The organism is Stutzerimonas decontaminans (assembly GCF_000661915.1).
GTDB lineage: Bacteria > Pseudomonadota > Gammaproteobacteria > Pseudomonadales > Pseudomonadaceae > Stutzerimonas > Stutzerimonas decontaminans.
On sequence record NZ_CP007509.1, the window covers coordinates 2,912,487 to 2,925,556 of the forward strand.

General features: G+C 56.9%; 7 protein-coding genes, 2 tRNA genes and 3 rRNA genes. 2 read left to right on the plus strand and 10 right to left on the minus strand.

Annotated features, from left to right (window positions below; all coding sequences use genetic code 11):
- Nucleotides 1–145 precede the first annotated feature (145 nt).
- The gene (locus tag UIB01_RS13290; RefSeq protein ID WP_038665755.1) at nucleotides 146–1,540 is read left to right on the plus strand and encodes a class II fumarate hydratase; all 1,395 of its coding nucleotides are present in this window, start codon (nucleotides 146–148) and stop codon (nucleotides 1,538–1,540) included.
- Nucleotides 1,541–2,043: 503 nt separating this feature from the next.
- On the opposite strand, the gene rrf is transcribed toward UIB01_RS13290, so the two are convergent.
- The 5 genes from rrf to UIB01_RS13315 all read right to left on the minus strand — a co-directional run bounded on the left by rrf (nucleotide 2,044) and on the right by UIB01_RS13315 (nucleotide 7,265).
- Nucleotides 2,044–2,159: ribosomal RNA gene (gene rrf / locus UIB01_RS13295) — 5S ribosomal RNA — on the minus strand.
- A 149-nt stretch (nucleotides 2,160–2,308) separates the two neighbouring features.
- Nucleotides 2,309–5,199 (minus strand): 23S ribosomal RNA (locus UIB01_RS13300).
- A gap of 255 nt (nucleotides 5,200–5,454) precedes the next feature.
- Nucleotides 5,455–5,530: transfer RNA gene (locus UIB01_RS13305), tRNA-Ala, on the minus strand.
- Nucleotides 5,531–5,560: 30 nt separating this feature from the next.
- Nucleotides 5,561–5,637, minus strand: a tRNA-Ile gene (locus UIB01_RS13310).
- A 91-nt stretch (nucleotides 5,638–5,728) separates the two neighbouring features.
- Nucleotides 5,729–7,265: ribosomal RNA gene (locus UIB01_RS13315) — 16S ribosomal RNA — on the minus strand.
- The 16S, 23S and 5S rRNA genes sit together here with 2 tRNA genes alongside, the layout of an rRNA operon.
- Before the next feature lie 101 nt (nucleotides 7,266–7,366).
- On the opposite strand from UIB01_RS13315, the gene UIB01_RS13320 reads away from it, so the two are divergent.
- A complete protein-coding gene (locus UIB01_RS13320) occupies nucleotides 7,367–7,807 on the plus strand; it encodes a hypothetical protein (RefSeq protein WP_038661293.1) in 441 nt (146 codons plus the stop codon).
- 84 nt (nucleotides 7,808–7,891) lie between these two features.
- On the opposite strand, the gene UIB01_RS13325 is transcribed toward UIB01_RS13320, so the two are convergent.
- From UIB01_RS13325 to UIB01_RS13345, 5 genes are all read right to left on the minus strand, one after another.
- Nucleotides 7,892–9,151, minus strand: a complete 1,260-nt coding sequence (locus UIB01_RS13325; protein WP_038661294.1) for an OprD family porin — start codon at nucleotides 9,149–9,151, stop codon at nucleotides 7,892–7,894.
- Between the two features lie 110 nt (nucleotides 9,152–9,261).
- Entirely contained in the window at nucleotides 9,262–10,467 is a 1,206-nt protein-coding gene (locus UIB01_RS13330; protein ID WP_038661296.1) for a benzoate/H(+) symporter BenE family transporter, read from the minus strand.
- 159 nt (nucleotides 10,468–10,626) lie between these two features.
- Nucleotides 10,627–11,565, minus strand: coding sequence for a catechol 1,2-dioxygenase (gene catA / locus UIB01_RS13335; RefSeq protein WP_038661304.1), 939 nt, complete (start codon nucleotides 11,563–11,565; stop codon nucleotides 10,627–10,629).
- A gap of 73 nt (nucleotides 11,566–11,638) precedes the next feature.
- A complete protein-coding gene (gene catC, locus UIB01_RS13340) occupies nucleotides 11,639–11,929 on the minus strand; it encodes a muconolactone Delta-isomerase (RefSeq protein ID WP_038661305.1) in 291 nt (96 codons plus the stop codon).
- 15 nt (nucleotides 11,930–11,944) lie between these two features.
- Nucleotides 11,945–13,066, minus strand: a complete 1,122-nt coding sequence (locus UIB01_RS13345; RefSeq protein ID WP_038661308.1) for a muconate cycloisomerase family protein — start codon at nucleotides 13,064–13,066, stop codon at nucleotides 11,945–11,947.
- Nucleotides 13,067–13,070: the final 4 nt, after the last annotated feature.

The window sequence follows — 13,070 nt, forward strand, 5'->3', positions numbered from 1 at the left end:
GAAATCCCTTGGGCAGGCTATAGGTAGCCTTCAATGGACACATTCTGCGCCGGGAGTTCCAATGCCTCAAGCCGTGAGCGGCCCGTTCGGGGAACCGGCGACACCGCAAGGCAGCCTAACCAGCAATATCGAGCAGGAGCATTGCATGACGCGTATAGAAACCGACAGCCTGGGACCAGTCGAAGTACCGGAACAGGCTTACTGGGGCGCCCAGACGGAACGTTCGCTGAGCAATTTCGAAATCGGTACCGAGCGCATGCCGATCGATGTGCTGCACGCATTGGCCCTGATCAAGAAGGCTGCAGCGCGGGTTAACAATCGAATTGGCGACCTGCCTCCCGACGTAGCTCGCCTGATCGAACAAGCCGCGGACGAGATCCTGCATGGGCAACACGACGATCAGTTCCCGCTGGTCGTTTGGCAAACCGGCAGCGGCACACAGAGCAATATGAACGTCAACGAGGTTATCGCAGGTCGAGCTAACGAGCTGGCCGGCGGCAACCGAGGCGGCAAGTCGCCCGTCCATCCCAACGACCATGTGAATCGGTCCCAGAGTTCCAACGACTGTTTTCCGACCGCAATGCACATCGCTGCGGCAAAAGCGGTCCATGGCAAATTGCTTCCAGCCCTGGCGGAGCTCTCTGGTGGGCTGGCCGAGCTTTCGGTGCGGCACAGCAAGCTGATCAAGACCGGGCGCACCCATATGATGGATGCCACTCCGATCACCTTCGGCCAGGAAATGTCGGCCTTTGTCGCCCAGCTGGACATCGCTGAACGCACGATCCGTCTGTGCTTACCTGCTGTCTATGAGCTAGCACAGGGCGGTACCGCGGTTGGAACCGGATTGAACTCCCCACACGGCTTCGCCGAAGCCATCGCAGCGGAGCTGGCGGCGCTCTCGGGCCTCCCCTTCATATCTGCTCCCAACAAATTTGCCGCGCTAGCCGGACATGAGCCGCTGGTCGCGATGTCCGGTGCGCTGAAGACGCTGGCCGTCGCCTTGATGAAATTGGCCAATGACCTTCGTCTGCTCGGCTCAGGCCCACGCGGCGGATTTGCGGAGATACGGTTGCCCGCAAACGAGCCGGGAAGCTCGATCATGCCGGGCAAGGTCAACCCGACCCAGTGCGAAGCGTTGTCGATGCTCGCTTGTCAGGTCATGGGTAACGATATGACGATCAGCTTTGCCGCCAGCCAGGGGCATCTGCAACTGAACGTATTCAAGCCGGTGATCATTCACAACCTGCTGCAGTCGATCCAGCTGCTGTCGGATGGATGCCGCAATTTCAATACTCATTGCATTGCGGGACTTGAGCCGGACCCGGCACGCATGGCGGAGCATCTGGAGCGGGGGCTCATGCTGGTAACAGCACTAAACCCACATATCGGCTACGACCGGGCGGCTGAGATAGCCAAGAAGGCTTACGCGCAAGGAACCACATTGCGTGAAGCAGCGATGGAGCTGGGTTATCTGACCAGCGAAGAATTCGATCAGTGGGTACGTCCAGAAACCATGCTCGAATCGGGGCAGCGAGAATAGCAAGTAGCCCGGGCGAGGAGGGTTGGCGCTCCTCGCCCCATTGCCAGGCTCGCGCGGCAGCTTAGACTCTAGCCTGCTGCCGTAGCTCTGCCCCTGTTTACCGTTTCACCTTCGAAAGCCCTGCATACCGCGCCATGCTCGAGCAGACGGTCGCGCAGCAGATTACCGAGGAGAGGTAACAAACCATCCAAGCGCGCGGCGAGGCTGACACCATCTCGCCTCACCTGCGCCGGCAGGCAGCCGGGCCGGGATCCGAGGCACGGAGCATGTTTGCTAAACGCGCTTGGGCGACAGCTCGTGGGATTAAGGCATAACCACGGCTCTCGATATAGATCGCAGGCAGACGCGCCTCAGAACAAGGCCCGCACTGCCACGGCTTACCCCCACGCTGTTCGCCCCCCTTCTACGCGCCGAGCCAGGAGCAGCCAGCGCCCACAGCGGCTTTCTTCAGCGCAAAAGCAAACCCCCGACCGGATTACTCCGATCGGGGGTTTGGGATAAGAGCTTGACGATGACCTACTCTCACATGGGGAGACCCCACACTACCATCGGCGATGCGTCGTTTCACTACTGAGTTCGGGATGGGATCAGGTGGTTCCAACGCTCTATGGTCGTCAAGCAATTCGGTTGGGGAGTCGGTGTTGAGTCGCTTCCCCTAATTGGGTATGTGATGTCTGTTTCGATGTTACTTGCGAGTGTTGCTGATCTTCGGTTTGTTTGTCGACTTCAACCGTCTGACACGCAAACATCAAATTGTTTGGGTGTTATATGGTCAAGCCTCACGGGCAATTAGTATTGGTTAGCTCAACGCCTCACAGCGCTTACACACCCAACCTATCAACGTCGTAGTCTTCGACGGCCCTTCAGGGAGCTCAAGGCTCCAGTGAGATCTCATCTTGAGGCAAGTTTCCCGCTTAGATGCTTTCAGCGGTTATCTCTTCCGAACGTAGCTACCCGGCAATGCCACTGGCGTGACAACCGGAACACCAGAGGTTCGTCCACTCCGGTCCTCTCGTACTAGGAGCAGCCCCTCTCAAATCTCAAACGTCCACGGCAGATAGGGACCGAACTGTCTCACGACGTTCTAAACCCAGCTCGCGTACCACTTTAAATGGCGAACAGCCATACCCTTGGGACCGGCTTCAGCCCCAGGATGTGATGAGCCGACATCGAGGTGCCAAACACCGCCGTCGATATGAACTCTTGGGCGGTATCAGCCTGTTATCCCCGGAGTACCTTTTATCCGTTGAGCGATGGCCCTTCCATACAGAACCACCGGATCACTAAGACCTACTTTCGTACCTGCTCGACGTGTCTGTCTCGCAGTCAAGCGCGCTTTTGCCTTTATACTCTACGACCGATTTCCGACCGGTCTGAGCGCACCTTCGTACTCCTCCGTTACTCTTTAGGAGGAGACCGCCCCAGTCAAACTACCCACCATACACTGTCCTCGATCCGGATAACGGACCAGAGTTAGAACCTCAAAGTTGCCAGGGTGGTATTTCAAGGATGGCTCCACGCGAACTGGCGTCCACGCTTCAAAGCCTCCCACCTATCCTACACAAGCAAATTCAAAGTCCAGTGCAAAGCTATAGTAAAGGTTCACGGGGTCTTTCCGTCTAGCCGCGGATACACTGCATCTTCACAGCGATTTCAATTTCACTGAGTCTCGGGTGGAGACAGCGCCGCCATCGTTACGCCATTCGTGCAGGTCGGAACTTACCCGACAAGGAATTTCGCTACCTTAGGACCGTTATAGTTACGGCCGCCGTTTACCGGGGCTTCGATCAAGAGCTTCGCTTGCGCTAACCCCATCAATTAACCTTCCGGCACCGGGCAGGCGTCACACCCTATACGTCCACTTTCGTGTTTGCAGAGTGCTGTGTTTTTAATAAACAGTCGCAGCGGCCTGGTATCTTCGACCGGCATGGGCTTACGTAGTAAATACTTCACCCTCACCGGCGCACCTTCTCCCGAAGTTACGGTGCCATTTTGCCTAGTTCCTTCACCCGAGTTCTCTCAAGCGCCTTGGTATTCTCTACCCAACCACCTGTGTCGGTTTGGGGTACGGTTCCTAGTTACCTGAAGCTTAGAGGCTTTTCCTGGAAGCATGGCATCAACCACTTCGCTTTCTAAAAGAAAGCTCGTCATCAGCTCTCGGCATTAAGATCCCGGATTTACCTAAGATCTCTGCCTACCACCTTAAACAAGGACAACCAACGCCTTGCTGGCCTAGCCTTCTCCGTCCCCCCATCGCAGTAACTAGAAGTACGGGAATATTAACCCGTTTCCCATCGACTACGCTCTTCAGCCTCGCCTTAGGGACCGACTCACCCTGCGTCGATTAACGTTGCGCAGGAACCCTTGGTCTTTCGGCGTGCGAGTTTTTCACTCGCATTGTCGTTACTCATGTCAGCATTCGCACTTCTGATACCTCCAGCCAGCTTCTCAACTGACCTTCACAGGCTTACAGAACGCTCCTCTACCGCTCAACTTGCGTTGAACCCGTAGCTTCGGTACCTGGTTTGAGCCCCGTTACATCTTCCGCGCAGGCCGACTCGACTAGTGAGCTATTACGCTTTCTTTAAAGGGTGGCTGCTTCTAAGCCAACCTCCTAGCTGTCTAAGCCTTCCCACATCGTTTCCCACTTAACCAGGATTTTGGGACCTTAGCTGACGGTCTGGGTTGTTTCCCTTTTCACGACGGACGTTAGCACCCGCCGTGTGTCTCCCGTGCTGACACTTGCTGGTATTCGGAGTTTGCATCGGTTTGGTAAGTCGGGATGACCCCCTAGCCGAAACAGTGCTCTACCCCCAGCAGTGATACACGAGGCGCTACCTAAATAGCTTTCGAGGAGAACCAGCTATCTCCGAGCTTGATTAGCCTTTCACTCCGATCCACAGGTCATCCGCTAACTTTTCAACGGTAGTCGGTTCGGTCCTCCAGTCAGTGTTACCTAACCTTCAACCTGCCCATGGATAGATCGCCCGGTTTCGGGTCTATTCCCAGCGACTAAACGCCCTATTAAGACTCGCTTTCGCTACGCCTCCCCTATTCGGTTAAGCTCGCCACTGAAAATAAGTCGCTGACCCATTATACAAAAGGTACGCAGTCACCTAACAAAGTAGGCTCCCACTGCTTGTACGCATACGGTTTCAGGTTCTATTTCACTCCCCTCTCCGGGGTTCTTTTCGCCTTTCCCTCACGGTACTGGTTCACTATCGGTCAGTCAGTAGTATTTAGCCTTGGAGGATGGTCCCCCCATATTCAGACAAAGTTTCTCGTGCTCCGTCCTACTCGATTTCACTTCTAAGATCCTTTCGCGTACAGGGCTATCACCCACTATGGCCGCACTTTCCAGAGCGTTCCGCTAAAATCAAAGAAGCTTAAGGGCTAATCCCCGTTCGCTCGCCACTACTAAGGGAATCTCGGTTGATTTCTTTTCCTCAGGGTACTTAGATGTTTCAGTTCCCCTGGTTCGCCTCACACACCTATGTATTCAGTGTGTGATAACCATCTTATGATGGCTGGGTTCCCCCATTCAGACATCTCCGGATCAAAGTCTGTTTGCCGACTCCCCGAAGCTTTTCGCAGGCTACCACGTCTTTCATCGCCTCTGACTGCCAAGGCATCCACCGTATGCGCTTCTTCACTTGACCATATAACCCCAAGCAATCTGGTTACTGTCTAATAACGTGAAGACGACATTCGCCGAAAATCCGCAATTTTACTCGCAAATTTTACCTTGACTTGAATAACCACCAGTGAAAGTGATCACTCAAATCTACTTCTATCACATACCCAAATTTTTAAAGAACACTTCTGGCGCAAAGACCAGAAATCAATACCCTCAAACATCCGGCAGGATGCCCAAGCAGCACTCATTTCTGAGCTTTCAGCGATTATCGAGTTAATGGTGGAGCCAAGGAGGATCGAACTCCTGACCTCCTGCGTGCAAAGCAGGCGCTCTCCCAGCTGAGCTATGGCCCCATCTACAGATCGGCCACATCCCATGACAATTGGTGGGTCTGGGCAGATTCGAACTGCCGACCTCACCCTTATCAGGGGTGCGCTCTAACCAACTGAGCTACAGACCCAATCGTCTCTCTCGGGTCGAAACCCAATCGCTTTTCGCTAGTGAATCAAGCAATTCGTGTGGGAGCTTATGAAGAAGCTGAAGTCTTCGATTAAGGAGGTGATCCAGCCGCAGGTTCCCCTACGGCTACCTTGTTACGACTTCACCCCAGTCATGAATCACTCCGTGGTAACCGTCCCCCCGAAGGTTAGACTAGCTACTTCTGGAGCAACCCACTCCCATGGTGTGACGGGCGGTGTGTACAAGGCCCGGGAACGTATTCACCGTGACATTCTGATTCACGATTACTAGCGATTCCGACTTCACGCAGTCGAGTTGCAGACTGCGATCCGGACTACGATCGGTTTTATGGGATTAGCTCCACCTCGCGGCTTGGCAACCCTTTGTACCGACCATTGTAGCACGTGTGTAGCCCAGGCCGTAAGGGCCATGATGACTTGACGTCATCCCCACCTTCCTCCGGTTTGTCACCGGCAGTCTCCTTAGAGTGCCCACCATAACGTGCTGGTAACTAAGGACAAGGGTTGCGCTCGTTACGGGACTTAACCCAACATCTCACGACACGAGCTGACGACAGCCATGCAGCACCTGTGTCAGAGTTCCCGAAGGCACCAATCCATCTCTGGAAAGTTCTCTGCATGTCAAGGCCTGGTAAGGTTCTTCGCGTTGCTTCGAATTAAACCACATGCTCCACCGCTTGTGCGGGCCCCCGTCAATTCATTTGAGTTTTAACCTTGCGGCCGTACTCCCCAGGCGGTCGACTTAATGCGTTAGCTGCGCCACTAAGATCTCAAGGATCCCAACGGCTAGTCGACATCGTTTACGGCGTGGACTACCAGGGTATCTAATCCTGTTTGCTCCCCACGCTTTCGCACCTCAGTGTCAGTATTAGCCCAGGTGGTCGCCTTCGCCACTGGTGTTCCTTCCTATATCTACGCATTTCACCGCTACACAGGAAATTCCACCACCCTCTGCCATACTCTAGCTCGCCAGTTTTGGATGCAGTTCCCAGGTTGAGCCCGGGGCTTTCACATCCAACTTAACGAACCACCTACGCGCGCTTTACGCCCAGTAATTCCGATTAACGCTTGCACCCTTCGTATTACCGCGGCTGCTGGCACGAAGTTAGCCGGTGCTTATTCTGTCGGTAACGTCAAAACAGCAAGGTATTAACTTACTGCCCTTCCTCCCAACTTAAAGTGCTTTACAATCCGAAGACCTTCTTCACACACGCGGCATGGCTGGATCAGGCTTTCGCCCATTGTCCAATATTCCCCACTGCTGCCTCCCGTAGGAGTCTGGACCGTGTCTCAGTTCCAGTGTGACTGATCATCCTCTCAGACCAGTTACGGATCGTTGCCTTGGTGAGCCTTTACCTCACCAACTAGCTAATCCGACCTAGGCTCATCTATTAGCGCAAGGCCCGAAGGTCCCCTGCTTTCTCCCGTAGGACGTATGCGGTATTAGCGTTCCTTTCGAAACGTTGTCCCCCACTAATAGGCAGATTCCTAGGCATTACTCACCCGTCCGCCGCTGAATCAGAGAGCAAGCTCCCTTCATCCGCTCGACTTGCATGTGTTAGGCCTGCCGCCAGCGTTCAATCTGAGCCATGATCAAACTCTTCAGTTCAATACTGCTTGGGTTTTGAGAAAACCCTAAACTTGGCTCAGCAATCGCAAATCTCTTTACAAGTAAAGAGTAACTCTCGAATAAACGAGTGTTGCTTTGTGATGCTGATAATCTATCTGACCATCAGTCTTACATTCACAAGCACCCACACGAATTGCTTGATTCAGTTGTTAAAGAGCGTTTCGATCAAGTCTTTCGTCTCAACCGAGGCCGCGCATTCTACAGCAGCCTTGTTACCTGTCAAGCTGTTTTTGAAGAATTTTTCGTTTCCTCTCAACCGCTTGCGCTTCCGATCAATTCGCATCTCTCGTCAGCGGGAGGCGAATCATACAGCGTTCAAAACCGCTGTCAACCACATCTTTCAACCGCTTCCGATCAACCTGACCGAAGCCACCAACAGGACTCAACCGCCACCCTGCCAGCCCGGCGCATTCTACTCGAATCCGCCATCCGTGCAACCCTTTTATTTCGCTAACCTTTTGATTTACAAGAGGTTTTGCTTGAGAACTGCGCCGGAAGTGGTGCGCATTATAGGGGCCTGAAATTCAACGTCAACCGTTTATTTCGACTTACGACGGAATAGTTTGCGTAGCCCTACGATGCGGCCGCTGGCGGTGAACTCACGTTCAGAACAACGCCAATGTATAACTGAGGATCACACGGTTTTCATCAATGTCACTGCGGTAGTTAGAGCGTGCCGCCACATTGCGGATACGAATGCCAACATTTTTCAACAGGCCGCTCTGAACGGTATAGCCGACATCCAGGTCGCGCTCATGAGCAGTACCCTCGAAGCCCCTATCTGTATCGACGTTATCGCTCGTGATATAGCGCACCGTCGCAACCAGGCCCGGAACGCCTAACGCGGCGAAATCGTAGTCGTATCGTACCTGCCAGGATCGCTCATCCTTCTCGGCGAACTCGTAGGTCGGGACCTCGTTGCCGAGCGGCGTTACGTTGGCGAATACCCTGGGAAATGCGTGATCGCCAAACATTGCCTGATAGCCAACATAGAATGTATGGCCGCCTCGTTTGGCTGAGAGCAGCGAATAGAATGCCTGGTTGTCGATGGCTCCCGCGAGCTTGCTTCCGTCCTCGTTGGAGTCATAAACGCCAAGGTTGGCACCAAGCGTCCAGCTACCCAGTGGCTCACTGTGCTTCAAGCCGATAAAGCGCTGCTTATATATATCTTCAAGCTGTGCATACCACGCGCTCAGCGAGGTACGTTCGGCGTTGAACGCATAGTCACCGCCCACATAGTTGAACGCATCGCTGAACCCGGCCTGCGGTGTACGCCCTAACATTGCTCGCATCCGACCATCGCCCGCCTCGTTGCGCAGGCTGGTCGAACGCAGATGCCCTCCGTGCAATGTCAGGCCGGCGACCTCGTTGGAAATGATACTGGCGCCCTGATAAGTCGGCGGTAGCAGGCGAATATCGCTGAACGTCAGCAAAGGGAGATTTGGTTGCAATTCACCAATCTTCAGCTCGGTGTCCGACACTCTCACCTTGAGCGCAGCACCGAACCGACTGTAGTCGTCAGCCGCGCGACCGTCATCGCCGACCGGCAGAAGCCCGGTCCCCACCCTATCGCGGCTACTGTCCAGCTTAAGCCCGAGTTGTCCGATTGCATCAACGCCCAAGCGAACCGTGCCCTGGGTATAACCGGACTTGAAGTTCAGAATGAAGCCCTGCCCCCACTCCTCCGCTTTCGACTGCTGATTGGCGCCCACGATGTCGGAGAAGTCCCGGCTGAAGTAGTAATTACGCGCTTGCAACGTGGCGCTGGCCCCATCGATGAAGCCGCCATCGGCAGCGTGCACTGAGGGCAGGACGGAAGCTGCGGCAACAGCCAGGGACAGTTTGGGGATCATTGTGTTCTGCATGCTAGATTTCTCTTGTTGTTGTTTGCAGGTGCACGCGGCCGACCCTCCGACTCGAAGTCAGAGGTGACGACAGCTTTGGTTGCTTGGGTTTGGTATCGGCGACAGTGAAATCAGCGGGCCGGCTGTTGCTCCCTCGCCCCTGTTGCCACAGCGGGGCGCAATCGCAGTAACAGGTGGGCGGCGATACCGAAGATCAGTCCCCAGAACGCGGCGGACAGACCCAGGAACGACATTCCGGATGCCGTCACCAGAAAGGTGATCAAGGCCGCTTCACGGTCTGCGGGCATTGCCATCGCGGCACTCAGCGCCCCGCCAATTGCTGCCAGTAGTGCCAGACCGGCCAACGCGGCTATCAGTGCAGGGGGAAACGCGGTGAAGATGGAGACCAGCGTTGCACCGAATACCCCCAGCAGGAGATAGAAAACACCGCCCGATACGCCCGCAACGTAGCGCTTTGCCGGGTTTTCATGGGCCTCCCTGCCGGTGCAGATCGCCGCCGTGATTGCAGCGAGGTTAAGCCCGTGGCAACCGAAAGGCGCCAGCAACAACGACCCCAATGCGCTGCTGCTGATCAACGGGCTGGCCGGTGTGCTGTAGCCGTCGTTGCGCAGGACAGCCATCCCCGGAACGAACTGCCCGGTCAACGCCACCATCACCAGCGGAAAGGCGATATTAAGGATCACCTGCCAACTGAACTCCGGGGCGATCCACATCGGCGTCGCCAGGCCAAGCACCAGGGCCTCGCTTTGCAGTTCGCCCGAGGCGACGGTGATCGTTACGCCGACAACCAGTACCGCGAGCACCGCATAGCGAGGCGAGGCACGCTTGAACGCCAGATAGGTGGCGAACATCGCCAGCACCAGCCAGGGCTGTTCCTTTATGGAGATGAACAGGCCAGTCCCGAAGCGGAACAGGATCCCCGCGAGCATGCCTGCGGCGATCGCGGCAGGCAGGCGGTTGATGATGCGGTCGAATGCACCGGAAAGGCCCACCAACAGCAGCACCACGCTGGTTACGATATAAGCGCCGATAGCTTCATTCAGCGTTATGTCCGGCAACATGGTGACCAGCAACGCAGAGCCCGGCGCGGACCAGGCAATGATGATCGGCACCTTGTAGCGAAGGCTGAGCAGAATGCCGAGCACACCGCTGCCGATGGAGATCGTCCAGACCCAGGAAGACAGTACGTCTTGAGGCAACCCACCCGCCTTGGCTGCCTGGAAGACGATCACCAGGGGGCCGGCGTAGGAGATTACCGTCGCGATGAATCCCGCGACCACCGCAGAAAGTGAGCAGTCTCTGAGTAGCGTCTTCATGAAGCCTCGCAAGTCAGGCCTGGCTATCCGTGACAGTGTCCGGACGGCTCTTGTTGTAGGTGTATCGTTCCAATGGCTCGACAACGCAGCGGGACACGCCGCACCGCATTAACTGGTGGCGCGGCAGAGCCGTCCGTGGCCGGCGCCGACATGTTTGCCTTACGCCTCCTGCAAAGCCCGCGGACGCGAGCTGCGCTGTTCGGCCTTCGGCGCGGGCGCTTTCTGCAGCTGGAAGTCGAAGTCGACCTCGGCGAAGCGGCCTTGCACGCCGCGGCTGCGTGCGGCTTCGGCGTCATTAATGAAACGAATGTCACCGACCAGCCCGTCGCGAGTTGCGTAAGCGAAGTCGTCCCACAGGTACTTGTCGCCGGCCAGGTTGATCTGGGTAGTCAGATGGCGATGACCCGACGCGGAGATGAAGAAGTGGATGTGCGCCGGACGCTGACCGTGGCGACCGAGGGTGTCGAGCACCTCTTGGGTCGGGCCGTCGGGCGAGCAGCCGTAGCCGGAAGGCACAATGCTGCGCGCGCGGTAACAGCCGTTCTCGTCGGTGACGATGCGGCGACGCAGGTTGTAGTCGGACTGACTCTTGTCGAAATAGGAGTAGTTGCCCTTGGTGTTGGCGTGCCACAGGTCGACTACCGCACCGGCAATTGGCTTGCCGTCCGGGCCGGTGACGCGACCCTGCAGGAACATCGTCGTGGCAACATCGTCCTCGCTGCCGTCGTCCATGCGTGTCACGCCCTGAGCGATCGGCGCGCCGGCCACATACAGCGGGCCTTCGATGGTGCGCGGCGTGCCGCCAGTCAAGCCATGCTGTTCATCCTTGGCATCCTCCAGCAGATCGAGAAAATGCTCCAGACCGAGACCAGCAACCAAGAGCCCCGCCTCGTGACGACCGCCCAGGCGATTCAGATAGTCCACCGCCTTCCAGAATTCGTCCTGAGTGATTTCCAGGTCTTCGACGATTTTTGCGGTGTCGATCAGGATGCGGTTGATCACGGTCTTCATGCGGCTACTGCCTTCATCATTATTGAAGCCGCTGGCTTCTTTGAAGAATTGCTGGATTTCGGGGGAGTGGGAAATTTTCACAGTCATGGCTCAGGCCTCGTCTTGTAGTTGTGGTGACGCTGGTTAGTTGGCCGGCGCACGCCAGCCCTTGAAGAGTCGATCAGGTGTCGTCTTCACGAATCGAGGACGGGTGCCGGCACAGCGGATTGACCTCGATCTCCATGTAGGGGAACAGCGGCAGCTGCATCAGGGTGTCGTGCAGTTCCTGCACGCTGGCAACGTCGAACACGCTGTAGTTGGCGTACTGGCCGGCGATGCGCCACAGGTGGCGCCACTTGCCCTCGCGCATCAGGCCCTGGGCCAGTTCCTTCTCGTCGGCCTTGAGCGTGGCGGCCTTTGCCGGGTCCATGTCGACGGGCAGTTTTACGATCATCTTTACGTGGAACAGCATCTGTTCAGCCTCCGGTTACTTGCGAGCAAAGAACGCCAGGCGCTCTTCATCCAGGGTCAGGCCCAGGCCCGGCGTACGCGGAACTTCCAGCTGGAAATCCCGATAGACCGGCGCCTCGGTGACGATTTCTTCGGTGAGTAGCAGCGGGCCGAACAGCTCGGTGCCCCAGGTCAACTTGTTGAGGGTGACGAAGGCGTGTGCCGAGGCCAGGGTGCCGATGGCGCCTTCGAGCATGGTGCCGCCATACAGCGCGACACCTGCCGCTTCGGCGATCTGCGCGGTACGCAGCACGGCGCGCGGGCCGCCGTTCTTGGCGATCTTCAGGGCGAAGATGCTGGCCGCGCCGTCAGCAGCCAGGCTGAACGCATCCTCGACGCTCTCGATGGATTCGTCGGCCATGATCGGTGCCGGGCTGCGCTGGTTCAGCCTGATCTGCCCGCCGCGGTTGATCCGCGAGATCGGCTGTTCGATCAGGTCGATACCGTTATCGCCGAGGATGCGGCAGGCGCGCATCGCCACCGATTCGTCCCAGGCCTGGTTCACGTCGACGCGCACGCTGGCGCGCTCGCCGAGAGCCTGCTTGATGGCGATGACGTGCTTGAGGTCGGCGTTCACTTCACCGGCGCCGATCTTCAGCTTGAAGATGCGATGGCGACGGATGTCGAGCATGCGCTCGGCTTCTTCGATGTCCTTGGCGGTGTCGCCGCTGGCCAGTGTCCAGGCCACTTCCAGGCTGTCGCGCACGCGGCCGCCGAGCAGCTCGCTGACTGGTAGGCCGAGGCGCTTGCCCTGGGCATCGAGCAAGGCGCTTTCCAGGCCCGACTTGGCGAAGGTGTTGCCCTTGGCGGCCTTGTCCAGCCGCAGCATGGCGGCGTTGATATTGGCCGCATCCTGACCCACCAGCAGCGCGCCGAGATGGCTGTCGATGTTCTGCTTGATGCTCTCCGGGCTTTCGTTGCCATAGGCCAGACCGCCGATGGTGGTGGACTCGCCGATGCCTTCGATACCGTCGCTGCACCGCACGCGGATGATCACCAGCGTCTGCTGTTGCATGGTGTGCATCGCCAGCTTGTGCGGGCGGATGGTCGGCAGGTCGACGATGATTGCCTGGATGCGTTCGATCAGAATGGGGCTCATATCG

Excerpts from the sequence above, each read along its gene's own strand:
- UIB01_RS13290 (WP_038665755.1), top strand. The coding sequence starts at position 146 with ATGACGCGTATAGAAACCGACAGCCTGGGACCAGTCGAAGTACCGGAA.
- UIB01_RS13320 (WP_038661293.1), top strand. The coding sequence starts at position 7,367 with ATGCTGATAATCTATCTGACCATCAGTCTTACATTCACAAGCACCCAC.
- UIB01_RS13325 (WP_038661294.1), bottom strand. The coding sequence starts at position 9,151 with ATGCAGAACACAATGATCCCCAAACTGTCCCTGGCTGTTGCCGCAGCT.
- UIB01_RS13330 (WP_038661296.1), bottom strand. The coding sequence starts at position 10,467 with ATGAAGACGCTACTCAGAGACTGCTCACTTTCTGCGGTGGTCGCGGGA.
- catA (WP_038661304.1), bottom strand. The coding sequence starts at position 11,565 with ATGACTGTGAAAATTTCCCACTCCCCCGAAATCCAGCAATTCTTCAAA.
- catC (WP_038661305.1), bottom strand. The coding sequence starts at position 11,929 with ATGCTGTTCCACGTAAAGATGATCGTAAAACTGCCCGTCGACATGGAC.
- UIB01_RS13345 (WP_038661308.1), bottom strand. The coding sequence starts at position 13,066 with ATGAGCCCCATTCTGATCGAACGCATCCAGGCAATCATCGTCGACCTG.